Consider the following 25,808-nt stretch of genomic DNA (forward strand, 5'->3'; position numbering starts at 1 on the left):
GGTGGACCGAGTCTAAGGCGGTGGAATAGAGGCTGGATAGGATGATTGATGAGAGTGATGCAGAAGCAAAAGATCGCAGCCTTCGGCAGCTCCTACATTTGGATTGCGTTTCCCTGTAGGAGCTGACGAAGGCTGCGATCTTTTGATCTTCTGTGGAAGCGAGCCTGCTCGCGAAAGCGGTGGGTCAGGCAACATTGATGTCGACTGAAACGCCGTCTTCGCGAGCAGGCTCGCTCCCACAGAGTATTGCGTACCAGGCGACCATTGCGGTCGCCTGGATTTACAGCGGTTTAACCGATCGTCATCAAGCTGGCGTTACCCCCCGCCGCAGCGGTGTTCACGCTCAATGCCCGCTCGATCACCAGGCGCTCCAGGGCAATGTTGGTCTCGCCTTGGGACAGTCCCTGAACGCCAACGATCGCGCCGCCACGCTGGGCGATCTGCTGGCAGACGCCGCGCAACTGGTCGGAGTGGCCGTGATGCAGCACGGCATCGAACACCACTTCGTCCTTGTTCCAGTCGGCAACGCGTTTGATCCGCGCCTGGACTTCCTTCGGCAGACGGGCGAGCAACGCCTTGGTCAGCTCGGTTTCCGGCCACACCGCCGAACCGCCAACCGCCAGCACCGCCGCCAGTTGCGTCAGCAGATCACCTTCAACTTCCGCCAGGCACAGCACGTGTTCGCGCGGCAGGATGGCGTAGCTGTTTTTCTCGCCGGTGGGACCTGCCAGCACGCGGGTGATGCCGCTCTGCGATTGCGCAGCGTACTGAACGCACAGGGTGCTCAGGTCAGCGAACTTGTTGTTGTCGGCCCAGGCTTTCAGGGCGTTCAACGATTGGCTCATGGCATCGCGCAAACGCACGTCCGGGGCGACGATGGCGTCACCGCGAGCGAAGGATTGCTCGATGGCGTCGCTAGGACGCGTCGACAGCAAACGGTACAGATACAGCGGGCCGCCGGCTTTCGGGCCAGTACCCGACAGGCCTTCGCCGCCGAATGGCTGCACGCCGACCACGGCACCGACGATGTTGCGGTTGACGTAGACGTTACCGGCGTTGACGTTGTCGATCACCTTGGCGATGGTCTCGTCGATGCGCGTGTGCACGCCCAGCGTCAGGCCGTAACCGGAGGCGTTGATCTGACCGATCAGTTGATCCAGCTCTTTGCGCTTGTAGCGCACCACGTGCAGTACCGGGCCGAAGATCTCGCGTTGCAGTTCGTCGAAGCTTTCCAGCTCGATCAGGGTCGGCATGACGAAGGTGCCGCGCTTGATCTCTTCGCTGTCGGCAATCGCAACCTGGTAAACATTGCGACCTTTGTCGCGCATGCCCTGGATGTGCTTGTCGATGCCCGCCTTGGCTTCGGCGTCGATCACCGGGCCGATGTCCACGGACAGACGCTCGGGGTTGCCGAGACGGCTTTCGGCCATGGCACCCTTGAGCATTTCGATGACGCGATCGGCGGAATCTTCCTGCAGGCACAGCACGCGCAACGCCGAGCAGCGCTGACCGGCGCTGTCGAAGGCCGACGACACTACGTCGATCACGACTTGTTCAGTCAAAGCCGAGGAATCGACGATCATCGCGTTCTGGCCACCGGTTTCGGCGATCAGCGGAATCGGACGGCCCTGGCTGTCGAGACGGCCAGCGATGTTGCGTTGCAGCAAGCGCGCGACTTCGGTGGAACCGGTGAACATCACGCCTTTGACGCGCTCGTCACCGACCAGACCGGCGCCGACGGTTTCACCGCGCCCCGGCAGCAGTTGCAGCACGCCTTCCGGGATGCCGGCTTCGAGCATCAGGCGCACAGCCTGAGCCGCTACCAGCGGAGTCTGCTCGGCCGGTTTGGCCAGTACCGGATTACCGGCAGCCAATGCCGCAGCGACCTGGCCGCTGAAGATTGCCAGCGGGAAGTTCCACGGGCTGATGCACACCACCGGGCCCAGTGGGCGGTGGGCGTCGTTGCTGAAATCGTTGCGCGCCTGCACCGCGTAATAACGCAGGAAGTCGACGGCTTCGCGGACTTCGGCGATGGCGTTGGCGTAGGTCTTGCCGGCTTCGCGAGCCAGCAGGCCCATCAGCGGCTGGATCTCGCCTTCCATCAGGTCAGCGGCACGTTCCAGGATCGCCGCACGTTCGGCCGGCGGGGTGGCCTGCCAGATCGGCGCGGCGTTCAGCGCGCATTGAATGGCGCTGTCGACATCTTCAACGGTAGCTTCTTGAACATGACCGACCACATCGCGGTGATCGGACGGGTTCAGCACGGCGACCGGCGTTTCGTTGCTGGACGCGCAACCGAGCATCGGCGCGGCTTTCCAGTCGTTGTGCGCGGTGGCGAGCAGGGCGCAGGACAGCGAGGCCAGACGATGTTCGTTGGCCATGTCGATGCCGCTCGAGTTGGCGCGCTCGGCACCGTACAGGTCACGCGGCAGCGGAATGCGCGGGTGCGGCAGGCCGAAACCACCTTCCACGGTGGCCATCTGCTCGATCTGCGCCACCGGATCGGCCACCAGTTCCTGAATCGAAATCGACTGGTCGGCGATACGGTTGACGAACGAAGTGTTGGCACCGTTTTCCAGCAGACGACGCACCAGGTACGCCAGCAGGGTTTCGTGGGTGCCGACCGGTGCGTACACACGGCACGGACGGTTCAGCTTGCCTTCGGCAACCTTGCCGACAACCTGCTCGTAGAGCGGTTCGCCCATGCCGTGCAGGCACTGGAACTCGTACTGGCCCGGGTAATAGTTCTGACCGGCGATGTGGTAGATCGCCGACAGGGTGTGGGCGTTGTGCGTAGCGAATTGCGGGTAGATGACTTCCGGTACCGACAGCAGTTTGCGTGCGCACGCAATGTAGGAAACGTCGGTGTAAACCTTGCGGGTGTAGACCGGATAGCCTTCCAGACCTTCGACCTGGGCGCGCTTGATTTCGCTGTCCCAGTACGCGCCTTTTACCAGACGGATCATCAGGCGATGACGGCTGCGGCGGGCCAGATCGATCACGTAGTCGATCACGTACGGGCAACGCTTCTGGTAAGCCTGGATGACGAAACCGATGCCGTTCCAGCCAGTCAGTTGCGGCTCGAAGCACAGACGTTCGAGCAGATCCAGCGACAGCTCGAGGCGGTCGGCTTCTTCGGCGTCGATGTTCAGGCCGATGTCGTATTGCTTGGCCAGCAGGGTCAGCGACAGCAGGCGCGGGTACAGCTCGTCCATCACGCGCTCGTACTGCGCACGGCTGTAGCGCGGGTGCAGCGCCGAGAGCTTGATGGAGATGCCCGGTCCTTCATAAATCCCACGGCCGTGGGACGCTTTGCCGATCGAATGGATCGCTTGTTCGTACGAGGCCAGGTATTTCTGCGCGTCGACTTCGGTGAGTGCCGCTTCACCGAGCATGTCGTAGGAGTAACGGAAGCCCTTGGCTTCGAACTTGCTCGCATTGGCCAGTGCTTCGGCGATGGTTTCGCCGGTAACGAACTGCTCGCCCATCAGGCGCATGGCCATGTCGACGCCCTTGCGGATCATCGGCTCGCCGCTCTTGCCGATGATGCGGCTCAGCGACGAAGTCAGGCCGGCTTCGTTGTGGGTGGAAACCAGTTTGCCAGTCAGCAGCAGACCCCAGGTCGCAGCGTTGACGAACAGCGAAGGGCTGTTGCCCAGGTGCGGATGCCAGTTGCCGGTGCTGATCTTGTCGCGGATCAGCGCATCGCGGGTGCCTTTGTCCGGGATGCGCAGCAGCGCTTCGGCCAGGCACATCAGCGCCACGCCTTCCTGGGACGACAGGGAGAATTCCTGCAGCAGGCCCTGAACAATACCGGCACGACCGCCGGCACTTTTCTGGTTACGCAGTTTTTCGGCGATGGTCGCCGCGAGCTTGTTGGTGGCTTCGGCCATCGGGGCCGGCAGGCGCGCCTGCTCGATCAGCATTGGCACCACTTCCGGCTCAGGACGGCGGTAAGCAGCGGTGATCGAAGCGCGCAGTACCGATTGCGGGAGGATGCTTTCAGCGAATTCGAGGAAGCATTGGTGAGCGTGATCGGTCTGCACTTCGCCTGCGTCATCGGCGTCTTTGGCGGTCAAACCGTTCAACTCGGTCAGGGTTGCACCACCCTCGAGTTTTTCCAGGTAATTGAAAATTGCCTGCTTGATCAGCCAGTGCGGCGTGCGATCAATCGAGGTTGCGGCAGCCTTCAGGCGCTCGCGGGTCGGGTCATCGAGTTTGACCCCAAGGGTGGTGGTAGCCATATTTTTATCCTCATGGTTGCCACAGTTGCGTGGCATCAGCTGGCCGCAAGATTAGCCTTGCGCTGAATGAGGTGCAACCGGGTGCAACCCTTTTTTTGCCGGAATAATACGCAGCTCGTCAGGAAATAATTTCTGGTACGAAAGTGCTGCTCCTGCTTGGTGCTTTTACTTCTAGTAAAGAGGCGTGACTGCCACAAAAGGGAGCAAAAACGGGGTGATCGTCGATTAATTCGACTGGGTGCAACTAATTCTCGCGAAACTGGTTGCACCTTATTTGCTTTGTTGCATAGCATTCGCCGCCAAGGTGCAACCGGGAATAACCCGGTGTACCGGCTGATGGCTTTCCTGGGGAAACATCAGTCTTAAATGCGCGGGATCCCGGATCGTCTGCCAAACGTCGTCGTTTGCGAGCGGTTCACCACCGCCGCTACATAAAAACAAAGCCAGGGCGTAACTCAATGAGCGTAAGCAATCCAACCCTGATCACGTTCGTGATCTACATCGCAGCAATGGTGCTGATCGGCTTCATGGCCTATCGCTCCACCAACAACCTTTCTGACTATATTCTCGGCGGTCGCAGCCTCGGCAGCGTCGTCACCGCGCTGTCTGCCGGTGCCTCCGACATGAGCGGCTGGTTGCTGATGGGCCTGCCGGGCGCCATCTACATGTCCGGTCTGTCCGAAAGCTGGATCGCCATCGGCCTGATCGTCGGTGCCTACCTGAACTGGCTGTTCGTCGCCGGCCGTCTGCGGGTGCAGACCGAGCACAACGGCGATGCACTGACTCTGCCGGACTACTTCTCCAGCCGTTTCGAAGATAAAAGCGGCTTGCTGCGGATTATCTCGGCGGTGGTGATTCTGGTGTTCTTCACCATCTACTGCGCTTCCGGCATCGTCGCCGGTGCGCGTCTGTTCGAAAGCACCTTTGGCATGTCCTACGAGACGGCGCTGTGGGCCGGTGCTGCGGCGACCATTGCTTACACCTTCGTCGGCGGTTTTCTCGCGGTGAGCTGGACCGACACCGTACAAGCGACCCTGATGATCTTCGCGCTGATCCTTACGCCGATCATCGTCCTGCTGGCCACCGGCGGCGTCGACACCACGTTCCTGGCCATCGAAGCGCAGGATCCGAGCAACTTCGACATGCTCAAAGGCACCACCTTCATTGGCATCATCTCGCTGATGGGTTGGGGTCTGGGCTACTTCGGCCAGCCGCACATCCTCGCGCGTTTCATGGCGGCGGATTCGGTGAAGTCGATCGCCAAGGCGCGTCGCATTTCCATGGCCTGGATGATCCTGTGCCTGGGCGGCACCGTGGCGGTGGGCTTCTTCGGTATCGCTTACTTCTCGGCGCACCCGGAAGTGGCCGGTCCGGTCACCGAGAACCCGGAGCGCGTGTTCATCGAACTGGCGAAAATCCTCTTCAACCCATGGGTTGCCGGTGTGCTGCTGTCGGCCATTCTGGCTGCGGTAATGAGCACCCTGAGCTGCCAGTTGCTGGTGTGCTCGAGCGCCCTGACCGAAGACTTCTACAAGACCTTCCTGCGCAAGTCGGCCTCCCAGCTTGAGCTGGTCTGGGTCGGTCGTGCCATGGTGCTGCTGGTAGCCCTGATCGCGATCGCATTGGCTGCCAACCCGGAAAACCGTGTACTGGGTCTGGTGTCCTACGCCTGGGCCGGTTTCGGTGCTGCGTTCGGACCGGTGGTGCTGATCTCGGTCGTCTGGAAAGACATGACCCGCAACGGCGCACTGGCCGGCATTCTGGTCGGCGCGATCACCGTGGTGGTCTGGAAGCACTTCGAACTGCTGGGTCTGTACGAAATCATTCCTGGCTTCATCTTCGCCAGCCTGGCCATCTACTTTGTCAGCAAGGCGGGTGAACCGACTCGCGGCATGGTTGAGCGCTTCGAGGCAGCGGAAAAAGATTTCCATTTGAACAAGTGATGGACTGAGCTTCGGCTCACATGAAAACGGCTCGTTTCCTACCGGAGGCGGGCCGTTTTTTGTTGCCTGTGATTCTTCAACAACACTGGAGAACCCTGTGGGAGCTGGCTTGCCAGCGATGACGGTGTGTCAGTCAGCGATAAGTTGAATGTGCCGACCTCATCGCTGGCAAGCCAGCTCCCACAGGGACACTGACCGGCTTGAAGGAATGTCTGTAGTCAAAGTGCTAATTTCTAAAGGTCCTTTCAGCAAACCACGTAGGGCAAATCTGAATTTCCCGTCACCTGCTCATCACCCCTTGCCCCTCATGCAGAATCGCCCGCCCTCACACTGCAGAGAGACATCGGATGTTCGCGCCTGCCAATCAACCGCGTTTCACGTTGACCCTCGAAGGCGCCCAGCATGACCTCAAGGTCCTTGAGTTCACGGGCAGGGAAGCCATCAGCCAACCCTTTCGCTTCGAGCTGGAACTGGTCAGCGAGCGGCCGGACCTGGATCTGGAAAGCCTGCTGCATGGTCAGGCGTTTCTGAGTTTCGATGCTCAGGGTTGCGGTATTCATGGTCAGATTTATCAGGTCGGGCAGGGCGATTCCGGGAAACGTCTGACACGCTATCACCTCAGCCTTGTCCCGCGTCTGACGTATCTGGGGCATCGCATCAACCAGCGGATTTTTCAGCATCAGAACGTGCCGCAAATTGTCACGCAGATCCTCAAGGACCATTCGATCCTGCGCGATGCCTTTGAATTTCGCCTGGGCAGCGAATACCCGGAGCGCGAATACTGCGTGCAATACGCCGAAAGCGATCTGGCCTTCATCCAGCGTCTGTGTGCCGAAGTCGGCATTCATTACCACTTTCAACACAGCCCCGAAGGCCATTTGCTGGTATTCGGCGACGACCAGACCGTGTTCCCCAAGCTGCCCGAGCCGACGCTGTATCTGCCGGGCAGCGGCATGTCGGCGGGCGCGCCGGCGATTCAGCGTTTCAATGTGCGTGTGGAAACCCGCACCAGCGTCGTCACCCGGCGCGACTACAATTTCGAAAAACCACGCCTGTCGCTGGAAAGTCGCAGCGACGGCGAGCAGCGTCCGGTGCTGGAGGACTATCACTTTCCCGGTCAATTCAACGATCGCGAAACCGGCAAAGGCCTGACGCGCCGCGCGCTTGAACGTCATGTCGCCGATTACCGTCAAGCCGAAGGCACCAGCGACGAATCCTCGCTGGTCTGCGGACATTTCCTGCAACTCACCGGGCATCCGCGCAGCGACTGGAATGATCTGTGGTTGCTCACCTGTGTCGAGCATCGCGGCCGTCAGCCGCAGGTGCTTGAGGAATCGGTGACCAGCGATGGCGAATCCTTCCAGGGCTACCGCAATACTTTCGTCGCCACGCCGTGGGACGTGGTCTTTCGTCCGGCGCTGTGCCCGGAAAAACCGCGCATGTCGGGCTACCAACCTGCCGTGGTCACCGGCCCGAAAGACCTTGAGATCCATTGCGATGAATACGGCCGGGTCAAAGTGCAACTGGCTTGGGACCGCGATGGCGAATTGAGCGAGCACTCCAGTTGCTGGCTGCGCGTTGCGACCGGCTGGGCTCACGATCACTACGGCAGCGTATTGATTCCGCGCGTCGGCATGGAAGTTTTGGTCGGCTTCATTGATGGCGATGCCGACAAGCCGCTGGTCATGGGTTGCCTGCCGAATGCGGCGACCCCGGTGCCGCTGGATCTGCCGGCAGACAAGACCCGCAGTATCTTCCGCAGCCAGAGCAGCCCTGGCGGTGGTGGTTATAACGAACTGCGCATCGAGGACAAAAAAGGCGCCGAGGAAATCTACCTGCGTGCCCAGCGCAACTGGACCCAGCATGTGCTCAACGACCAGCAGTTGCAGGTCGACAACCAGCGCAGTGTGGTGGTCACCGGCATCGCCCGCCATGAACTCAAGGCCGACGAGCAACGCATCACCTACGGCCAGCGCCAGACCGAAGTCAGGCAGGATGACCATTTGTCCGTGCTCGGCGACCGGCAGGTGCGGGTGAACAGCCAGGCCACCAGCGCCTCGGCGCAGATCCATATCAGCGCAGGCCAGCAAGTGGTCATTGATGGCGGCGCGAGCGCGACGATTCAGGCCGGGGGACAGTGGATCAACATTGGTCCCGGCGGAATTTTCAGCAGCGTGCCAATTGTTGTGGGCGGCGCGCCGATGGCGGCGACCAGCGCTGCGCCGGTGGTGCCGGGATTGCCGGAGAAACTGGCCGCTGCGCCGGCGGCGATTCTCACCGCCGCACAGATCATGAGTCTCAAAGGTGATGCGCCATTCTGCGAGGAGTGTGAGCGTTGTAAGGATGGTGTTTGTGCAGCGTGAGGAATTGACGCCCGAACAATGGCTGGCGCGGCAGCCGCTGCATGCGTCGGAACAACTGTTCGCCATTTTCAGCCGCGCCAGCGACGCCGATGCCTTCAAAGCCTGGCAGGGCACGGCGAATCCGGTCTGGGCCGAAACCATTTATGCCGAGTGGGACGCGGTGATGCCCTACGTGGGAATTGTCGCTGCAGACAGTGAGTTTTTACGTTGGGTGGCGGAAACAGAATCCCGGGATTGGGGATGGTTGGCGGTGTCTTCGGCGGATCTTGACGTGCTGGTCGAACATTTCCGCAGCCTCACTCAAGTGCTGATGCCGGACGGTAAAACCGTGTTTTTCCGCTTTTGGGATGGTCGGTTTCTGCTGCCTCTTTTGCACTCTGAGGAGGTCAATTCCGCGCAATTGCTGCCAGTCGTTTCACGAGCCTTGATCAATGGCCAAGCCATCGAAATCGCGGGCCGTGCGCTGGTTTCGGGGCGGGTCTTTCCGTGGTGGAGCGTGCCGCAATCGCTCTTGGCGCAGACAGATGCAAGCGTACGCATCGCCAATGCTTTGCAATGGCTGAGCGAGGAGCAACCGGCCGTGTTCGAGGCGTTTCCCGAGGCTGTTTTGCGCTGCAAGGTCGGGCAGTTTTTCAAATTATCGATGTCGGAAGATTCGTCACGATCGTCCCTTCTGGAGTTTTTGCTGGCAGAGGCAGAGTGAAATTTCGGGGCAAACGCTTCGGACGTTTCCTTCGAATCGCGGCGGCTTTCATGAACTGGTGCGCGGTGGGTTGCAGGGATAGTCTTTTCGTTGTCGCCGCGAGAGCGTTGGCAGGATGAAGGATTCCCGCATTCATGACGTTACAGTTCGTTGGCTTTTTGCGGCACTTGGTTCAAGTCCGTAAGATCGTTCGCGGCGGCTGTGCGTGGGGCACGCTTCGGCGTGGCCGAGGTCCATGATTGCTCGGTTCCTACTCCCGCGCACAGCTGCCACCCTAACCCGTAGGAAGGTGTGATGGCGGCTCACGTTTATCAATCATGGGACCCGGAAAATGACCAATATGCATACTGATTCACCCTACGAAAAAATCACTCCTCACCCCGACAACCGCTTCATGGCCCTCACCGGCAATTGCAGTGACATGCCCAGCCTGTTCGTCGACACCCACGTGCCCCTCGACATCCTCATGGACGCCGCCAACCATCGCATCCGCGCCGTGGTCCAGGTCCTGGAAAACATGTGCATGCGCGGCTCGATCGAATGCGACTCCGTGATCCTCAGCGACTTCGCCCTGCTGTGCGCCATCCCATTGCGCGATGGCTGTGATGTGCTCGATGTCATCGGCAGACGCTTGCGCAGCATGCCCGCCTGAAGATCAGAAGATCGCAGCCTTCGGCAGCTCGTACAGAGTGAACGCGTATCCCGTGTAGGAGCTGCCGAAGGCTGCGATCTTTTGATGTTGAGGCCCGCTCGGCTGCGAACCCCTGACTTGCCGCCCGGTAAAAGGTAAACTTTGCGGCCCTCGCAGGAGCAGCCATGAATTATCGTCACGCCTTCCATGCCGGCAATCACGCCGATGTGTTCAAACACCTGACCTTGACCCGCCTCATCGCTCTGATGTCGCGCAAGGAGCAGCCGTTTGCCTATCTCGACACGCACGCCGGCATCGGTCTGTATGACTTGCAGGGCGATCAGGCCAATCGCACCGGCGAGTATCTGGAAGGCATTGCGCGGTTGTGGGATCAGCCGGACCTGCCGGCGCTGACTGCCGACTATATGAAGGTGCTGCACGAGATGAACCCGGATGGCCAGTTGCGCTATTACCCGGGTTCGCCGGAGCTGGCACGGCGTCTGACGCGGCCGCAGGATCGGGTGATGCTCAACGAGAAGCATCCCGAAGATGGCGTGTTGCTCAAGGACAACATGGCCGGCGATCGTCGGGTAAAAGTGCATCTGGGCGAGGGCTGGCACGTGGCGCGGGCGATGTTGCCGGTGCAGGAGAAGCGCGCGGTGATGCTGATCGATCCGCCGTTCGAGCAACTGGACGAGATGCAGCGCTGCGCGGCGTCGATGAAAGAAGCCATCGGCCGCATGCGCCAGACCGTGGCAGCGATCTGGTATCCGGTGAAGGATCAGCGTGCATTGCGGCGTTTCTACCAAGACCTGGCGGGCACGGGTGCGCCGAAGTTGCTGCGTGTGGAGCTGCTGGTGCATCCACTGGACACGCCGAACAGCCTGAACGGTTCCGGGCTGGCGATCGCCAATCCGCCGTGGGGGCTGGAAGAAGAATTGCGTGAGCTGCTGCCGTGGTTGTCGAAGAAGCTGGGGCAGACCCAAGGTGGCTGGCAGATGGATTGGTTGATTGCCGAGAGCTGATCACTGACTTATCGTTCCCACGCTCCGCGTGGGAATGCAGCCCGGGACGCTCCGCGTCCCAACAGCGGACGCAGAGCGTCCATTGAGGCATTCCCACGCAGAGCGTGGGAACGATCGGTCGGTGGGGTTAGTTGCCCGCCAGGCTCGCAGGCATGCACACGCCGGTGCCCCCAATCCCGCAATAACCCTCAGGGTTCTTCGCCAGATATTGCTGGTGATACGTCTCGGCGAAGTACACGGTCGGCGCCTGTTCGATCTCGGTGCTGATTTCGCCCAGACCCGCCTTCGACAGTTCCGCCTGATACACAGCCTTGCTCTTCAGCGCCGCGTCCAGATGCTCAGGCGAGGTGGCGTAGATCACTGAGCGGTACTGAGTGCCGATGTCGTTGCCCTGACGCATACCCTGAGTCGGGTTGTGCAGTTCCCAGAACATCGCCAGCAGTTCCTCGTAACTGACTTGGGCCTTGTCATACACCACCAAGACCACTTCGGCGTGGCCGGTCAGGCCCGAGCAGACTTCTTCGTACGTCGGGTTCGGCGTGAAGCCGCCGGCGTAACCGACCACGGTGCTGACCACACCTTCGCGCTGCCAGAAACGTCGTTCCGCGCCCCAGAAGCAGCCCAGACCGAAAATCGCAAAGTCGACGTCCTGAAAGAATGGACCGAGCAGCGGGGTGTCTTCGAAGACAAAGTGTTTTTCCGGCAGGGTCATCGCGGTTTCGCGGCCGGGCAGGGCTTGTTCTTTGGTTGGAAGCACGTTTTTGTTCACCAGAATTTCCGAGCGCAGAACCATGAGCGTTCCTCTCAGTCAGGTTGGAGGTAAAAGGTCAGACCGCCAGTGTGCCGAATGATGCCGGAATTCGCACTATCAAAACTGTGGGAGCGAGCCTGCTCGCGAAAGCGGGGTGTCAGGCGACGAAGATGTCGACGGTTTTATCGCCTTCGCGAGCAGGCTCGCTCCCACAAGGGATCTTCATAGAGGCAGGCTTTAGAGGCACAGCGGCCCACGCGGATAGCGCTTGAGCGCTTTGATCAGCTCATCACCCGGAATCGGCCGGTCGAACAGATAACCCTGGCCGACGTCGCAACGATGCCGCCGCAGGAAGGCCAGTTGCTCGGCGGTTTCGATGCCTTCAGCCACAACCTTGAGTTTCAGGTTGTGGGCCATGGCGATCACCGCCGAGGTGATTTCCATATCGTCCTGGTTGTCGGGGATTTCGTGGATGAAGCTGCGATCGATCTTGATGATGTCGATCGGGAATTTCTTCAGATAGCTCAGCGACGAGTACCCGGTGCCGAAGTCATCCATGGCCAGGGTCAGGCCCAGGCGCTTGAGCTGGTCGAGTTGCAAATGCGTGTCTTCGGTGGCTTCCAGCAGCAGGCCTTCGGTCAGCTCGAGTTCGAGCAGATTGGCCGGCAGCGCTTCTTCCCTGAGGATGTTGGCGATCGAGGCGACCAGATCCGGATCGGAGAACTGTTTCGGTGACAGATTGATTGCCACTTGCAGGTTGCCCAGGCCGGCAGCGGTCAGGGATTTGCTCATGCGGCAGGCCTGACGGGCGATCCACTTGCCGATCGGAATGATCAGGCCGGTTTCCTCGGCGACGCTGATGAACTGATCCGGGCGAATCATGCCGCGCTCCGGGTGGTTCCAGCGCAACAGCGCTTCCATCCCCAGCAGACGACCGCTGCGCAGGCACAGTTTCGGCTGGTAGAACACGTCCAGCTCGTTCTGCGTCAGGGCGCGGCGCAGGTTGTTCTCGACGAACAGTTTGTAACTGGCCTCGGCGTTCAGCGCCTCAGTGAACACCTGCAACTGGTGTTTGCCGTTGGCCTTGGCCTTGTGCAGTGCCAGACCGGCGTTGCGCATCAGGGTTTGCGGATCGCGCCCGTGCAGTGGCGCGCAGGCCAGGCCCACGGAGCCGGTGACGCTGATCAGCTGGTTGTCGACGAACATCGGCTTGTCGAGGGTCATCAGCAATTGACTGGCGATCTGCTGCCCGGCTTCAAGATCGGTGTCGTCGAGCAACACGGCGAACTCGTTACTGGCAAAACGCGCCAGACTGCCACTCGGGCTGAGGCTGTTGCGCAGGCGCCGGGCGAGACTTATCAACAGTTTGTCGCCGGTCTGGTGGCCGAGGCTGTCGTTGATCCGCTTGAAGTTGTCGATGTCCACCAGCAACAGGCTGATCGGCGTATCGCTGTCGCGGGCGAAGCGCTCATCGAGATTGCGGATGAATGCCGGACGGTTGCCGAGGTTGGTCAGGTTGTCGGTGTAGGCCAGGCGCTCGATGCGTTGCTGGGCCAATTTGGTCTGGGTGATGTCTTCGTAGATGCCGATGTAATGCGTCAGCTCACGGTTATCGCCATAGACCTTGGAGATCGACAGCTGGCCCCAGTACGGTTCGAGGTTCTTGCGTCGGCTCTTGAATTCGCCCTGCCAGCTGTTGCTCTGGGCCAGCGCCGAAGGTGCGTCGAACAGCAGTTCGCTGAGATTTTCCAGCGCCGGCAATTCCGACAAGCGCTGACCGTGGACCTCCTCGGTTGTGTACTGGGTGATCGCGGTGAAGCTCGGGTTGACGTACTCGACCACGCCGTCGCAGTTGACCAGCAAGAAGGCGTTGGCGCTTTGCTCGACCGCGCGCTGAAACAGGTGCAGGGCGCTGGTGGCAGTGCGTCGGTTATGGTTGTTGATCACTTGTGCGAACTGGTCGGCCAGTTCGCCGGCAAAGGCGATTTCGTCGGACTGCCAGGCGCGGGTGACGCCGGTCTGTTCCAGGCACAACACGCCGACTACCTGGCCGTCGACGCGAATGCTGGCATCGAGCATGGCGTTGACGTCACGCGGACGCATCGCCTCGGCCATCTCGCGGGTACGCGGGTCGTGCATGGCGTTATGGGCATCGATGGCGCGGCTGCTGTGCAGGGCTTCCATGTAGTCGGGGAAGCCGCTGATATCGATCGGCTCCGGCAGGATGTATTCCTGGGTCGCGCGATGGTAAGCGGAGATCGGCAGCAAGCGCTGGCCTTCGAGGTTCCACAGGCTGGCGCAGTCGATCTCGTAGATATCGCAGGCGCAGCGGGTGATCAGTTCAGCGGCTTCCTGCAGCGAGTTGTGCGTGCTGTAGCGCTGGCGTGCGAGCAGCAGAATCAGATCCTGCTGGGCACGCACGCGCTCCAGATGCTGCAGTTGTTCCTGCTGGGCACGCTGGTTCAGCTCAAGGGCGATTTGCAGGCGCGAGTTCTGGGTTTCCAGATCCACCGAAGGCAGCGCCTGGGTTTCGTCGAACACCTCGTCGACCGCCAGCAGGTAGCCGCGCAGCAAATGCCGGTTGTGCTGTTTGTAGGCTTCACCCAGCTCGAGGATGTTCAACGCGCCGGCGGCGGTGTGCAGGGTGTAGCGCACGACGTAATGTGCGCTTTTGCTCAGTTGCTGCTGGATCGCATCGTGCAGTTGATAGCGCGCCTCGGGCTCCATCAGGCTGGCGTAAGGCGAGCCGACCAGTGCGCAGAGCTCGACGGCCGGCTGGCCAAACTGGCGTTCGCAGTTGGGATCGAGGAACAGCATTGCCCAACTCGCTTCATTCAAGCGCTCGAAACGCAGCATGCCGAGCCGCGAGGGCACAGGCAACTGCGTCACTACCTCGGCCGCCATACGGCTGGCGGCATCGGGCTGGCTCTTCATGAAGGAAACTCGCTTGGAAATATGCTGAATGCGCCGGGCTCTCGCCCTCTTGTCTGTTGGCTGCGGCAAGGTTGCATCATTGCGGCACCGACTGACAAGAGAGATGAAGGCCAAGTGCTATAAGAATATGTCGGCTGCAGTGAACATTTCTCCAGTGCACAACTGAAATGAGCACAAGATCGCAGCTTCACGCAGCCCCAACAGGGTAATGCGCCTTGTGTAGAAGCTGCCGAAGGCTGCGATCTTTGGGTGTTTCAACACAATTTCATACTGATCGACTGCAACTTCTTGCCATCGCGGTCATGGTAATTGACCAATATCTGATCAGCCTCAACGACCACATGCGCAAAATTGTCTTGGCTCACCACTGCACTGGTCAGCTCGTGCCGATAATCCCCTGCCGCCGTGCGCACCAGCGGTTGATCGAGGATAAACGTCGAGGCCTTGGCATACGGCAGCAATTTGCTGTTGTGCAGCGGCGAGGACACGATGGTGTGCACTTCGAAATCGGCGTCCTCGCTGTGAGACAGGCGACTTGTCAGAGAGCCATGAACGTCGCCGGAGACGAACACCACGTTCTTGATCCGGTGAGTGCGGATGGTTTCCAGCAGGCGCAGACGCTGTTCGGGAAATGCTTTCCAGGCATCGTCACCGTTGAACTTGCGATCGGGATAGAACATCACGCTGGTCATCACGAACTTCACTCGCGCCGGGCTATGGATCAGCCATCGCAGCAGGGCCTGTTCTTGCTCGATGTCGAGAATGCGCCGGTCATCCTTCGACAAGTTGCGTCGGGTGCGGCTGTCGGTGACGAACCAGGCGATATCGCTGTCGCCAAACTGATACCAGTAATGCTTCAACGTATCCCGGTCTATCTGACCCTTCTCATTACATGCATAAACCGGGCTGTGGCTGGCTTGATAAAGTTCATAAGCGGCCATGGCGTTGCGATATAAGTCCTCGTCCGCTGCGGTGGCATTGGCAGGCCAGTTATCTTCTATTTCATGATCGTCGAGCATCATGTAAGTCGATGTATTGGACATCAGTCGCTGAATATTCGGTTGCGAAAATGCCGTTCGATATTTCTTCAGGATGTCTTTGGCTTCGCGATCCGGAGCAATGACATTCAAATCATCTACATACACTTGATCTCCGGTCATGATCACCGCGCTGACGGGTAGATGACTGTTCTCGACCAGTCGATTGATCGAGCCAAAGATGCGGTCGCCCAGTTGCGGCAAGGAAGCGACGCCAGCGGTAATCCGCAGATAACGGCACGAACCGACGACAAACCCCCGAGGCTGGCTGGCTTTCGCGGTGCGGGTGCGAAAGCGGTAGAGCTGTCGCGGCCATTGCAATGGAAACTCAATGACCGTGTCGATGGTATGCACCGGATTCATCGGGCTTAACCAGCCGGCTTGATATTCGTATTCACAATCAGCTTCGAGATCCTGCAATACCAGTACACCCGACATGTCATTGGCCGGGTTCAAAAGTGCAAATACGCTGTTCGACCATTTTTCCGTGCCGGCCTTGCGAGCGCGAACTCCGGCAAATACACGTTTTTTGTCCTGTTGTTCGCCGCGCATGAAAATGCGCACTTGGTTAGTTGTGGTGTGGCCCACGATGGGGCCGATAGTCGGTTTGAACATGATCGATTCCGTTCGAGATTTTACTAAACAAGAATTAAATAAGCGGAGCGCGTTGAAGCAACTTTCCTGAGCAGAGGTTAGTTGGCCGGCGGCGGAAAATATTGGCGTTAAGTGGACCAGACCTGTGGCCGATGTCAGCGCAGGTTGTAGGAAAGAGGCGCGATCCGGTTTATTTCAGGCAAAAAAAGCCCCGTCAATTGACGGGGTTGAGGTACGAGCGTGTGGCGCTCGAAAGGGTGCAGCAAGCGGCCCTCCGTCGCCGGAGGGCCGTTTGAGTTACAGCAGGATGGTGCGGATGTCGCCCAACAGACTGCCCAGACGCTGAGTGAAGCGTGCCGCTGCAGCGCCGTTGATCACGCGGTGATCGTAGGACAGCGACAGTGGCAGCATCAGCTTCGGCTGGAAGGCTTTGCCGTCCCAGACTGGCTGGATGGTTGCCTTGGAAACACCGAGGATCGCCACTTCCGGCGCGTTGACGATCGGCGTGAAGCCGGTGCCGCCAATATGACCGAGGCTGGAAATGGTGAAGCAGGCACCCTGCATCTCGTCCGAGGACAGCTTCTTGGTGCGCGCTTTTTCAGCCAGCGAAGCCGCTTCGGCTGCCAATTGCAGCAGGCTCTTCTGGTCGACGTTCTTGATCACCGGCACCAGCAGGCCATCCGGAGTGTCGACGGCGAAGCCGATGTTCACGTATTTCTTGCGGATGATCGCCTTGCCGCTTGGCGCCAGCGAACTGTTGAAGTCCGGCAGCTCCTTGAGCAAGTGCGCGCAGGTCTTGAGCAGCAGCGGCAGGATGGTCAGCTTGACGCCAGCCTTCTCGGCCACGGCTTTCTGCGCAACACGGAAAGCTTCCAGCTCGGTGATGTCCGCCGAGTCGAATTGCGTCACGTGTGGCACGTTCAGCCAGCTGCGGTGCAGGTTGGCGGCGCCGACCTGCATCAGGCGGGTCATCGGCACTTCTTCGATTTCGCCGAAACGGCTGAAATCGACCACCGGAATCGGCGGAATGCCCGCACCACCGGTAGCGCCGCCAGCAGCGGCCGGGGCTTCCTTGGCCTTCTGCATCATCGCCTTGACGTAAACCTGCACGTCTTCCTTGAGGATGCGACCGTGCGGACCGCTGGCGCCAACGGCGCTCAGCTCGACGCCGAACTCACGGGCCAGTTGACGCACGGCAGGGCCGGCGTGAACTTTCGCGCCCGGCTTGGCCGGTGCGGCGGCTGGAGCGGCGGCAGCAGGTGCAGCGGCAGCCGGAGCAGCAGCGGCAGGTGCCGGAGCGCTCGGAGCTGCGGCAGCTGGAGCCGGGGCAGCAGCAGGGGCCGCGCCTTTGACTTTCAGCTTGAGGATCAGGTCGCCGGTACCGACTTCGTCATCCAGCTTGATGGAAACGCTTTCCACCACGCCAGCGGCAGGCGATGGGATTTCCATGCTTGCCTTGTCGGATTCCAGGGTGATCAGCGACTGGTCGGCTTCAACGGTATCGCCCGCCTTGACCAACACTTCGATGATCTTGGCTTTGCCAGCCGAGCCGATGTCCGGAACGTGGATGTCCTGAACGCTGTCGGCAACCGGTGCTGCTGGCGCGGCTGCCGGAGCAGGCGCAGCGGCAGCGGCCGGTGCAGCAGCCTGGGCCGGAGCGGCAGCCGCAGGGGCCGCAGCACCCGCCACTTCCAGATCCAGAATCAGGTCGCCAGTGCCGACTTCGTCGTTGAGCTTGACGCTGATGGCCTTGACCACGCCAGCGGCAGGCGACGGGATTTCCATGCTGGCCTTGTCGGATTCCAAGGTGATCAACGACTGATCAGCTTCGACGCTGTCGCCGACCTTGACCTGGATCTCGATGATCTGTGCCTTGCCCGACGAACCGATGTCCGGCACGTGCACTTGCTGTACCGAAGCGGCAGCAGGAGCAGCGGCAGGCGCGGCAGCAGCAGGTGTCGCAGCCGGTTTCTCTTCGGCTTTGGCAGGAGCAGCGGCAGGCGCAGGTGCCGCTTCAGCGGCGCCCTCGACTTCCAGCTCAAGCAGTTCGTCGCCTTCTTTCAGACGGTCGCCCAGCTTCACTTTCAGGCTCTTGATGACGCCGGCTTTCGGGGCCGGCACTTCCATGCTGGCCTTGTCCGATTCCAGGGTAAGGATGCTCTGGTCGGCTTCGATGCGGTCGCCGACCTTCACAAACAGTTCAATTACTTCACCTTCACCGCTGCCGATGTCAGGTACGCGAATGAGTTCGCTCACAAAATGTCTCCTCAGCAGTCCAGTGGGTTGCGTTTTTCCGGGTCGATGCCGAACTTGGCGATGGCTTCGGCCACAACCTTAGGTTCGATATCACCACGGTCAGCCAGTGCTTCCAGGGCTGCCAACACCACGAAATGACGGTCGACTTCGAAGAAATGACGCAGTTTCTTGCGGCTGTCGCTGCGGCCGAAACCGTCGGTGCCCAGGACTTTGAATTCCTTGGACGGTACCCACTGACGGATCTGCTCGGCGAACAGCTTCATGTAGTCGGTAGAAGCAATGACCGGACCTTTACGGCCGTTCAGGCACTCTTCGACGTAGCTCAGCTTAGGCTTCTGGCCAGGCTTGAGACGGTTGCTGCGCTCTACGGCGAGGCCGTCGCGACGCAGTTCGTTGAAGCTGGTAACGCTCCAGACGTCAGCGCCGATGTTGAACTCTTCACGCAGGATCTTCGCCGCTTCACGCACTTCACGCAGGATGGTGCCGGAGCCCATCAGCTGAACGTGGTGCGCCGCATCGCGAGTGTCTTCCTCGAGCAGGTACATGCCTTTCTTGATGCCTTCTTCGGCACCGGCCGGCATGGCTGGCTGCTGGTACGACTCGTTCATCACGGTGATGTAGTAGAAGATGTCCTGTTGCTCTTCGGTCATCTTCTTCATGCCGTCCTGAATGATCACCGCCAGCTCGTAGCCGTAGGTCGGATCGTAGGTGCGGCAGTTCGGGATGGTCGCGGCCAGCAGGTGGCTGTGACCGTCTTCGTGCTGCAGACCTTCACCGTTCAGGGTGGTGCGGCCAGCGGTGCCGCCGATCAGGAAGCCACGGGTACGGCTGTCGCCAGCGGCCCAGGCCAGGTCGCCGATACGCTGGAAGCCGAACATCGAGTAGAAGATGTAGAACGGCAGCATCGGCTGGTTGTGGCTGGAGTACGAAGTACCGGCAGCGATGAACGAGCTCATGGCGCCTGCTTCGTTGATGCCTTCTTCAAGGATCTGACCTTTCTGGTCTTCCTTGTAGAACATCACCTGGTCCTTATCGACTGGCTCGTAGAGCTGGCCGACGGAGGAATAGATACCCAGCTGACGGAACATGCCTTCCATACCGAAGGTACGGGCTTCGTCCGGGATGATCGGGACGATGCGCGGGCCGATTTCCTTGTCCTTGACCAGTTGCGCGAGGATCCGCACGAAAGCCATGGTGGTGGAAATTTCACGGTCGCCCGAGCCATCGAGGATGGCTTTGAGGGTGTCCAGATCCGGGGTCGGTACGCTGAAGCTCTGCGCGCGGCGCTGTGGCACGAAACCGCCCAGTGCGGCACGGCGCTCGGCGAGGTAGCGGGCTTCGGCGCTGTTTGGCTCTGGCTTGAAGAACGGCAGGTTCTCCAGCTCCTCGTCCTTGACCGGGATGTCGAAGCGGTCGCGGAACAGCTTCAGGCTGTCGACGTCGACTTTCTTGGTGTTGTGCGCAGTGTTTTTCGCTTCGCCGGCACCGGTGCCATAACCCTTGATGGTCTTGGCGAGGATGACGGTCGGTTGTTCCTTGTGGTTGACCGCTTCGTGGTACGCCGCGTAGACCTTGTACGGGTCGTGGCCGCCACGATTGAGTTTCCAGATCTCGTCGTCGGACAGATCGGCAACCATTGCCTTGAGTTCAGGCGTGTTGAAGAAGTGCTCGCGAACGAACGCGCCGTCTTTGGCTTTGTAGTTCTGGTATTCGCCGTCGATGACTTCGTCCATGCGGCGTTGCAGGATGCCGTCGACGTCTTTGGCCAGCAGCGGATCCCAGAAACGGCCCCAGATGACTTTGGTCACGTTCCACTGAGCGCCGCGGAACACGCCTTCGAGTTCCTGGATGATCTTGCCGTTGCCGCGAACCGGGCCGTCGAGGCGCTGCAGGTTGCAGTTGATGACGAAGATCAGGTTGTCCAGCTTCTCGCGGCCGGCCAGGGAGATCGCGCCCAGGGATTCCGGCTCGTCGCACTCGCCGTCGCCCAGGAAGCACCAGACTTTCTGTTTGCCCGGCTGGATGAAACCGCGATGCTCCAGGTACTTCATGAAGCGCGCCTGGTAGATCGCCTGGATCGGACCCAGACCCATCGATACGGTCGGGAACTGCCAGAAGTCAGGCATCAGCCAAGGGTGCGGATAGGACGACAGGCCTTGACCATCGACTTCCTGACGGAAGTTGTTCATCTGGTCTTCGGTGATGCGGCCTTCCATGAATGCGCGGGCGTAAACGCCTGGCGAGGTGTGGCCCTGGAAGTAGATCAGGTCGCCGCCATGTTCGTCGGTCGGGGCCTGGAAGAAATAGTTGAAGCCGATGTCATACAGGGTCGCACTGGAAGCGAAGCTGGAGATGTGACCACCCAGGTCCGAATCTCGCAGGTTCGTGCGCATTACCATGGCCATCGCGTTCCAGCGTACCAGCGAGCGAATGCGGCGTTCCATGAACAGGTCGCCAGGCATGCGTGCTTCGTGGGTAACTGGGATCGTGTTGCGGTAAGGCGTGGTGATCGCGTAAGGGAGCTGCGAGCCGCTGCGGGTCGCGAGTTCGCCCATACGGGTCATCAGATAGTGAGCACGGTCTTCGCCTTCTTTGTCGAGAACCGATTCCAGGGCGTCCAGCCATTCCTGGGTTTCGACGGGATCGAGGTCTTGCATGGCTTGCTCCAGGGCGGAAAGGCTTCCAGAATCGGTTGCCTGAGTTTGCGACTGGCCTTGTGGGCAGACGATTTAAAATTCTTGGATTGCCGACAGGTTGTTCCGGCGGCGTGTAGTTTTACTACAAATCTTCCGGCATTTCAGCCTTTCGAATGTATAGACGAGTAGTAAAACTACAGATGAAAGGCTTGTGGCCTCCGACTGCGTTGTGAGAATAATCGTTAAGGCGGGTCGATTTCCATCCGAATAAGGTGAAAGTTTGATGCTGGATGCCAAAGAAAAAGAAATTTCAGCTATTTCTAACTTTTGTTCGACAGTCCTTCACGTAGCGGGTTTTCATCATTCACTACAAGCGGCCCTTATTACGCCGATCAAGGATAGACCATGACCCTGCCCGTGCTTGCCGAACTGCCCGCCATTCTCCTGCCGTTGGTCAGCCGATCCGAGCAGTCGTTCCGTACGTCCGTCGCCGCCCTTGAAGACGATCACGGCCTGTCGAACTGGACGCCGGAGCGCTGGGCGCAATTCGCCCGCGTCAGCGCCGCCAGCGAATTTGTCATTGAACAGAGCATTCGTGACCCTTTGATGTTGCTGTCGCTGGTGGCGTCCGGCGAACTTGATCGGGCGTTCGCGCCCGGCGAACTGTGCGCGCAGATCGCCGCCGCCGTGAACAGCGCGCAGAGCGAAGACGAACTCGGCCGCGCCTTGCGCCGCCAGCGTGCACGGCATCAGGTGCGGATCATCTGGCGCGACCTGACCCGTCAGGCCGATCTGGTGCAGACCTGCCGTGATCTATCGGACATGGCCGACGCCACCATCGATCAAGCCTATCAATGGTTGTACAGCCGCCATTGCGAACAGTTCGGCAGGCCTACCGGCCGCCGCAGCGGTGAGCCGCAGCAAATGGTCATCCTTGGCATGGGCAAGCTCGGCGCGGTCGAGCTGAATCTGTCTTCCGATATCGACCTGATCTTCGCCTACCCCGAAGGCGGCGAAACCGTCGGCGTGAAACGCTCGCTGGATAATCAGGAATTCTTCATCCGCCTCGGCCAGCGTCTGATCAAGGCCCTCGATCCGATGACTGTCGACGGCTTCGTGTTCCGCGTCGACATGCGCCTGCGCCCCTACGGATCGTCTGGTGCGCTGGTGCTCAGCTTCAATGCGCTGGAGCAGTATTACCAGGATCAGGGCCGCGACTGGGAACGCTACGCGATGATCAAGGCGCGGGTGGTGGCTGGCGATCAGGTTGCCGGCGCGCAGTTGCTCGACATGCTGCGGCCGTTCGTCTACCGCCGTTACCTGGATTTTTCGGCGATCGAAGCGCTGCGCACCATGAAGCAGCTGATCCAGCAGGAAGTGCGGCGCAAAGGCATGGCCGACAACATCAAGCTCGGCTCCGGCGGCATTCGTGAAGTCGAGTTCATCGCTCAGGCCTTTCAGTTGATCCACGGGGGCCGCGATCTGAGCCTGCAACAGCGTCCTCTATTAAAGGTGTTGAGCACGCTGGAAGGGCAGGGCTATCTGCCGCCGGCGGTGGTCAGTGAACTGCGCGAGGGTTACGAGTTTCTGCGTTACACCGAACATGCCATTCAAGCGATTGCCGACCGTCAGACGCAGATGCTGCCGGACAGCGCGCAGGATCAGGCGCGGATCGCCTTCATGCTGGGTTTCGCCGATTGGCCGGCGTTCCACCAACAGCTGATGTACTGGCGCGGGCGCGTAGCCTGGCATTTCGCCCAGGTGATCGCCGATCCCGACGAAGAAGAGGGCGGCGAAAGCGAAGTGGTGGTCGGTGGCGAATGGCTGCCGCTGTGGGAGGAAGAACAGGACGAAGAGGCCGCGTGCCGACAGTTGCAGGAGGGAGGTTTCGTCGATGCCGGCAAAGCCCTGAAAGCGCTGGCCGGTTTGCGTGGCAGTCCGCAATTGCGCGCGATGCAGCGGCTGGGGCGCGAGCGTCTCGATGCTTTTATTCCGCGACTGCTCGCGCAAGCGGTGGAGCATGAAAATCCCGATCTGGTACTCGAGCGCGTGCTGCCGCTGGTGGAGGCGGTGGCGCGGCGTTCGGCGTATCTGGTTTTGCTCACGGAAAACCCCGGCGCGCTGCGCCGCCTGCTGACTTTGTGTGCGGCGAGCCCGTGGATTGCCGAGCAGATCACGCGCTTCCCGCTGCTGCTCGACGAATTGCTTAACGAGGGCCGGCTGTTCAAGCCGCCGCTGGCGCCGGAACTGGCGGCCGAGTTGCGCGAACGCCTGACGCGAATTCCCGAAGACGACCTCGAGCAGCAAATGGAAGCCCTGCGCCATTTCAAACTGGCGCACCGCTTGCGCGTCGCCGCCTCGGAAATCGCCGGCAGTCTGCCGTTGATGAAAGTCAGCGATTACCTGACCTGGCTGGCCGAGGCGATTCTCGAACAAGTGCTGGCCCTGGCCTGGCGGCAGACCGTGGCCAAGTACGGCACGCCGCTGCGCACCGACGGCACGCTGTGCGATCCCGGCTTCATCATTGTCGGTTATGGCAAAGTCGGCGGTATCGAATTGGGGCATGGTTCCGATCTGGATCTGGTGTTCATCCATGACGGCGATCCGCAGGCGGAAACCGACGGGCCGAAATCCATCGACGGCGCGCAGTTCTTCACGCGCCTGGGGCAACGGATCATTCATCTGCTCACAGCGCAGACCAATTCCGGCCAGCTGTATGAAGTGGATATGCGCCTGCGGCCGTCCGGCGCTTCCGGGCTGTTGGTGAGCTCCCTCGGCGCATTCGCGCGCTATCAGGAAAACGAAGCCTGGACGTGGGAGCATCAGGCCTTGGTGCGCGCGCGCGTGCTGGTGGGCAGTCAGGATGTTGGCCAGGCTTTTGAAAAAGTCCGCGCGCAGGTGTTGGGCAAACCACGGGATCTGGCCAAACTGCAACAGGAAGTCAGCGAGATGCGCGCCAAGATGCGCGATAACCTCGGCACCCGCAGCACCGCAGCCGGCACGGCGGCGAATGCGTTCGACGCGGGCGTGCCGTTCGACCTCAAGCAGGACGCCGGAGGTATCGTCGATATTGAATTTATGGTGCAATACGCGGCCCTGGCGTGGTCGCACAGCCATCCGCCGCTGCTGCGCTGGACCGATAACATCCGCATTCTGGAAGAGCTGGAACACGAAGGGCTGATGCCCGCAGAAGATGCCAGTCTGTTGCGCGAGGCCTACAAAGCCTATCGCTCCGCCGCCCACCGGCAGGCCTTGCAGAAGGACGCCGGGGTGATACCGGGCGACCAGTTTGCCGACGAACGCCGGCAGGTTTTGCGGATCTGGAAAGAGATGGGGCTAAGCTGAAAAAGCGCCAATGAAGACAATGAGATTCAAAAGGTGGGAGCGAGCCTGCTCGCGAACGCGGAGTGTCAGTCAACAGCAATGTTGAACGTGCCGGCCCCTTCGCGAGCAGGCTCGCTCCCACAGTGATCTGCGCTGAGCGCAGTAATGTGAACAGATGCAAAACAATGTAGGAGTGAGCCTGCTCGCGATAGTGGAGTGACAGTCGACAGTCATGTTGAAGGAAATGACCCATCGCCAGCAGCGCCGCTTCCACAATGATTATCGAGGCGGGGAGGCGTAAATGCCTCCCCGGTTCGTTTTTGGAAACCACATGAATATTCTGATCGTTGGGCCCAGTTGGGTCGGTGACATGGTGATGGCGCAGACACTGTTTCAGTGTCTCAAGCAGCGCCACCCGCAATGCGCAATCGACGTGCTGGCGCCCGAATGGAGCCGGCCGATCCTTGAGCGCATGCCCGAAGTGCGCAAGGCCTTGAGCTTCCCGCTCGGCCACGGCGCGCTGGAACTGGCGACACGCCGACGCATCGGCAAGTCCCTGCGCGGTCAGTACGATCAGGCGATCCTGCTGCCCAACTCGCTGAAGTCGGCGCTGGTGCCGTTTTTCGCCGGCATCCCGAAACGCACCGGTTGGCGCGGTGAATTCCGCTATGGCCTGCTCAACGACGTGCGTACCCTCGACAAAGAACGCTACCCGCTGATGATCGAGCGCTTCATGGCCTTGGCCTATGAAGCGAACGCCGAACTGCCGAAGCCGTACCCGCGCCCGAGTCTGCAAATCGACCCGGTGACCCGCGAGGCGGCACTGGCCAAGTTCGGCCTGAGCCTCGATCGCCCGGTCCTGGCCCTGTGCCCCGGCGCCGAGTTCGGCGAATCCAAGCGCTGGCCGTCCGAGCATTACGCCAAGGTCGCCGAAGCGCGCATCCGCGAAGGCTGGCAGGTGTGGCTGTTCGGCTCGAAAAACGATCACGCGGTCGGTGAAGATATCCGCGCACGTTTGATCCCGGGCCTGCGCGAAGAATCGGTCAACCTCAGCGGCGGCACCTCGCTGGCCGAGGCCATTGACCTGCTGTCCTGCGCCGATTCCGTTGTGTCCAATGACTCCGGCCTGATGCACGTAGCTGCGGCATTGAATCGTCCGCTGGTCGCGGTATACGGCTCGACCTCGCCGGGCTTCACCCCGCCGCTGGCTGAGCAGGTCGAGATCGTGCGCCTGGGCATCGAATGCAGCCCGTGCTTCGATCGCACTTGCCGGTTCGGCCATTACAACTGCCTGCGTCAGTTGATGCCGGAAGCGGTCAACGATGCCTTGCAGAAGTTGCAGGGCTCCGTGGTCGAGGTTCATTAAC

General features: G+C 60.5%; 14 protein-coding genes. 8 read left to right on the plus strand and 6 right to left on the minus strand.

The window, feature by feature from the left end; translation table 11 throughout:
• Nucleotides 1-290: 290 nt before the first annotated feature.
• On the minus strand, nucleotides 291-4,244 hold the full coding sequence (gene putA, locus ASG55_RS13675) for a trifunctional transcriptional regulator/proline dehydrogenase/L-glutamate gamma-semialdehyde dehydrogenase (protein ID WP_056787440.1): 3,954 nt from the start codon (nucleotides 4,242-4,244) through the stop codon (nucleotides 291-293).
• A 458-nt stretch (nucleotides 4,245-4,702) separates the two neighbouring features.
• On the opposite strand from putA, the gene putP reads away from it, so the two are divergent.
• The 5 genes from putP to ASG55_RS13700 all read left to right on the plus strand — a co-directional run bounded on the left by putP (nucleotide 4,703) and on the right by ASG55_RS13700 (nucleotide 10,909).
• Nucleotides 4,703-6,187, plus strand: a complete 1,485-nt coding sequence (gene putP / locus ASG55_RS13680; RefSeq protein ID WP_056787443.1) for a sodium/proline symporter PutP — start codon at nucleotides 4,703-4,705, stop codon at nucleotides 6,185-6,187.
• 347 nt (nucleotides 6,188-6,534) lie between these two features.
• Nucleotides 6,535-8,550 (plus strand): type VI secretion system Vgr family protein, encoded by a 2,016-nt coding sequence (tssI, locus tag ASG55_RS13685; protein WP_056787446.1) that lies wholly within the window; start codon nucleotides 6,535-6,537, stop codon nucleotides 8,548-8,550.
• On the plus strand, nucleotides 8,531-9,253 hold the full coding sequence (locus ASG55_RS13690) for a DUF4123 domain-containing protein (RefSeq protein ID WP_370695110.1): 723 nt from the start codon (nucleotides 8,531-8,533) through the stop codon (nucleotides 9,251-9,253). The genes tssI and ASG55_RS13690 overlap by 20 nt, the downstream gene beginning before the upstream one ends.
• Before the next feature lie 331 nt (nucleotides 9,254-9,584).
• Nucleotides 9,585-9,905, plus strand: coding sequence for a hypothetical protein (locus tag ASG55_RS13695; RefSeq protein ID WP_056787448.1), 321 nt, complete (start codon nucleotides 9,585-9,587; stop codon nucleotides 9,903-9,905).
• Nucleotides 9,906-10,069: 164 nt separating this feature from the next.
• Nucleotides 10,070-10,909, plus strand: a complete 840-nt coding sequence (locus tag ASG55_RS13700) for a 23S rRNA (adenine(2030)-N(6))-methyltransferase RlmJ (RefSeq protein WP_016772007.1) — start codon at nucleotides 10,070-10,072, stop codon at nucleotides 10,907-10,909.
• 127 nt (nucleotides 10,910-11,036) lie between these two features.
• Here the strand turns inward: ASG55_RS13700 and msrA are convergent, their stop codons facing one another.
• The 5 genes from msrA to aceE form a co-directional block, all read right to left on the minus strand.
• Nucleotides 11,037-11,702 (minus strand): peptide-methionine (S)-S-oxide reductase MsrA, encoded by a 666-nt coding sequence (gene msrA, locus ASG55_RS13705; protein WP_056787451.1) that lies wholly within the window; start codon nucleotides 11,700-11,702, stop codon nucleotides 11,037-11,039.
• 195 nt (nucleotides 11,703-11,897) lie between these two features.
• On the minus strand, nucleotides 11,898-14,594 hold the full coding sequence (locus tag ASG55_RS13710; protein WP_056787453.1) for a putative bifunctional diguanylate cyclase/phosphodiesterase: 2,697 nt from the start codon (nucleotides 14,592-14,594) through the stop codon (nucleotides 11,898-11,900).
• A gap of 254 nt (nucleotides 14,595-14,848) precedes the next feature.
• Nucleotides 14,849-16,246: an alkaline phosphatase D family protein gene (locus ASG55_RS13715; protein WP_056787456.1), complete on the minus strand. Its 1,398-nt coding sequence runs from the start codon at nucleotides 16,244-16,246 to the stop codon at nucleotides 14,849-14,851.
• A 276-nt stretch (nucleotides 16,247-16,522) separates the two neighbouring features.
• The gene (aceF, locus tag ASG55_RS13720; RefSeq protein ID WP_056787460.1) at nucleotides 16,523-18,481 is read right to left on the minus strand and encodes a dihydrolipoyllysine-residue acetyltransferase; all 1,959 of its coding nucleotides are present in this window, start codon (nucleotides 18,479-18,481) and stop codon (nucleotides 16,523-16,525) included.
• An 11-nt stretch (nucleotides 18,482-18,492) separates the two neighbouring features.
• Complete coding sequence (gene aceE / locus ASG55_RS13725) at nucleotides 18,493-21,138, minus strand: pyruvate dehydrogenase (acetyl-transferring), homodimeric type (protein WP_024011316.1); 2,646 nt, start codon at nucleotides 21,136-21,138, stop codon at nucleotides 18,493-18,495.
• Nucleotides 21,139-21,400: 262 nt separating this feature from the next.
• On the opposite strand from aceE, the gene ASG55_RS27445 reads away from it, so the two are divergent.
• From ASG55_RS27445 to waaF, 3 genes are all read left to right on the plus strand, one after another.
• The gene (locus ASG55_RS27445) at nucleotides 21,401-21,526 is read left to right on the plus strand and encodes a hypothetical protein (RefSeq protein WP_263596264.1); all 126 of its coding nucleotides are present in this window, start codon (nucleotides 21,401-21,403) and stop codon (nucleotides 21,524-21,526) included.
• Nucleotides 21,523-24,462, plus strand: a complete 2,940-nt coding sequence (gene glnE, locus ASG55_RS13730; protein WP_056787462.1) for a bifunctional [glutamate--ammonia ligase]-adenylyl-L-tyrosine phosphorylase/[glutamate--ammonia-ligase] adenylyltransferase — start codon at nucleotides 21,523-21,525, stop codon at nucleotides 24,460-24,462. The genes ASG55_RS27445 and glnE overlap by 4 nt, the downstream gene beginning before the upstream one ends.
• Nucleotides 24,463-24,772: 310 nt before the next feature.
• Entirely contained in the window at nucleotides 24,773-25,807 is a 1,035-nt protein-coding gene (gene waaF / locus ASG55_RS13735) for a lipopolysaccharide heptosyltransferase II (protein ID WP_056787465.1), read from the plus strand.
• The last annotated feature ends 1 nt before the right edge of the window (nucleotide 25,808 follow it).

The sequence above is a fragment of the Pseudomonas sp. Leaf434 genome (genome assembly GCF_001425545.1).
GTDB classification, from domain to species: Bacteria; Pseudomonadota; Gammaproteobacteria; order Pseudomonadales; family Pseudomonadaceae; genus Aquipseudomonas; species Aquipseudomonas siliginis.

Coding starts and splice junctions, on each gene's coding strand:
- tssI (WP_056787446.1), top strand. CDS start 6,535: ATGTTCGCGCCTGCCAATCAACCGCGTTTCACGTTGACCCTCGAAGGC.
- ASG55_RS13715 (WP_056787456.1), bottom strand. CDS start 16,246: ATGTTCAAACCGACTATCGGCCCCATCGTGGGCCACACCACAACTAAC.
- glnE (WP_056787462.1), top strand. CDS start 21,523: ATGACCCTGCCCGTGCTTGCCGAACTGCCCGCCATTCTCCTGCCGTTG.
- ASG55_RS13700 (WP_016772007.1), top strand. CDS start 10,070: ATGAATTATCGTCACGCCTTCCATGCCGGCAATCACGCCGATGTGTTC.
- ASG55_RS13710 (WP_056787453.1), bottom strand. CDS start 14,594: ATGAAGAGCCAGCCCGATGCCGCCAGCCGTATGGCGGCCGAGGTAGTG.
- ASG55_RS13695 (WP_056787448.1), top strand. CDS start 9,585: ATGACCAATATGCATACTGATTCACCCTACGAAAAAATCACTCCTCAC.
- waaF (WP_056787465.1), top strand. CDS start 24,773: ATGAATATTCTGATCGTTGGGCCCAGTTGGGTCGGTGACATGGTGATG.
- msrA (WP_056787451.1), bottom strand. CDS start 11,702: ATGGTTCTGCGCTCGGAAATTCTGGTGAACAAAAACGTGCTTCCAACC.
- ASG55_RS27445 (WP_263596264.1), top strand. CDS start 21,401: ATGCTGGATGCCAAAGAAAAAGAAATTTCAGCTATTTCTAACTTTTGT.
- ASG55_RS13690 (WP_370695110.1), top strand. CDS start 8,531: ATGGTGTTTGTGCAGCGTGAGGAATTGACGCCCGAACAATGGCTGGCG.
- putA (WP_056787440.1), bottom strand. CDS start 4,244: ATGGCTACCACCACCCTTGGGGTCAAACTCGATGACCCGACCCGCGAG.
- aceE (WP_024011316.1), bottom strand. CDS start 21,138: ATGCAAGACCTCGATCCCGTCGAAACCCAGGAATGGCTGGACGCCCTG.
- putP (WP_056787443.1), top strand. CDS start 4,703: ATGAGCGTAAGCAATCCAACCCTGATCACGTTCGTGATCTACATCGCA.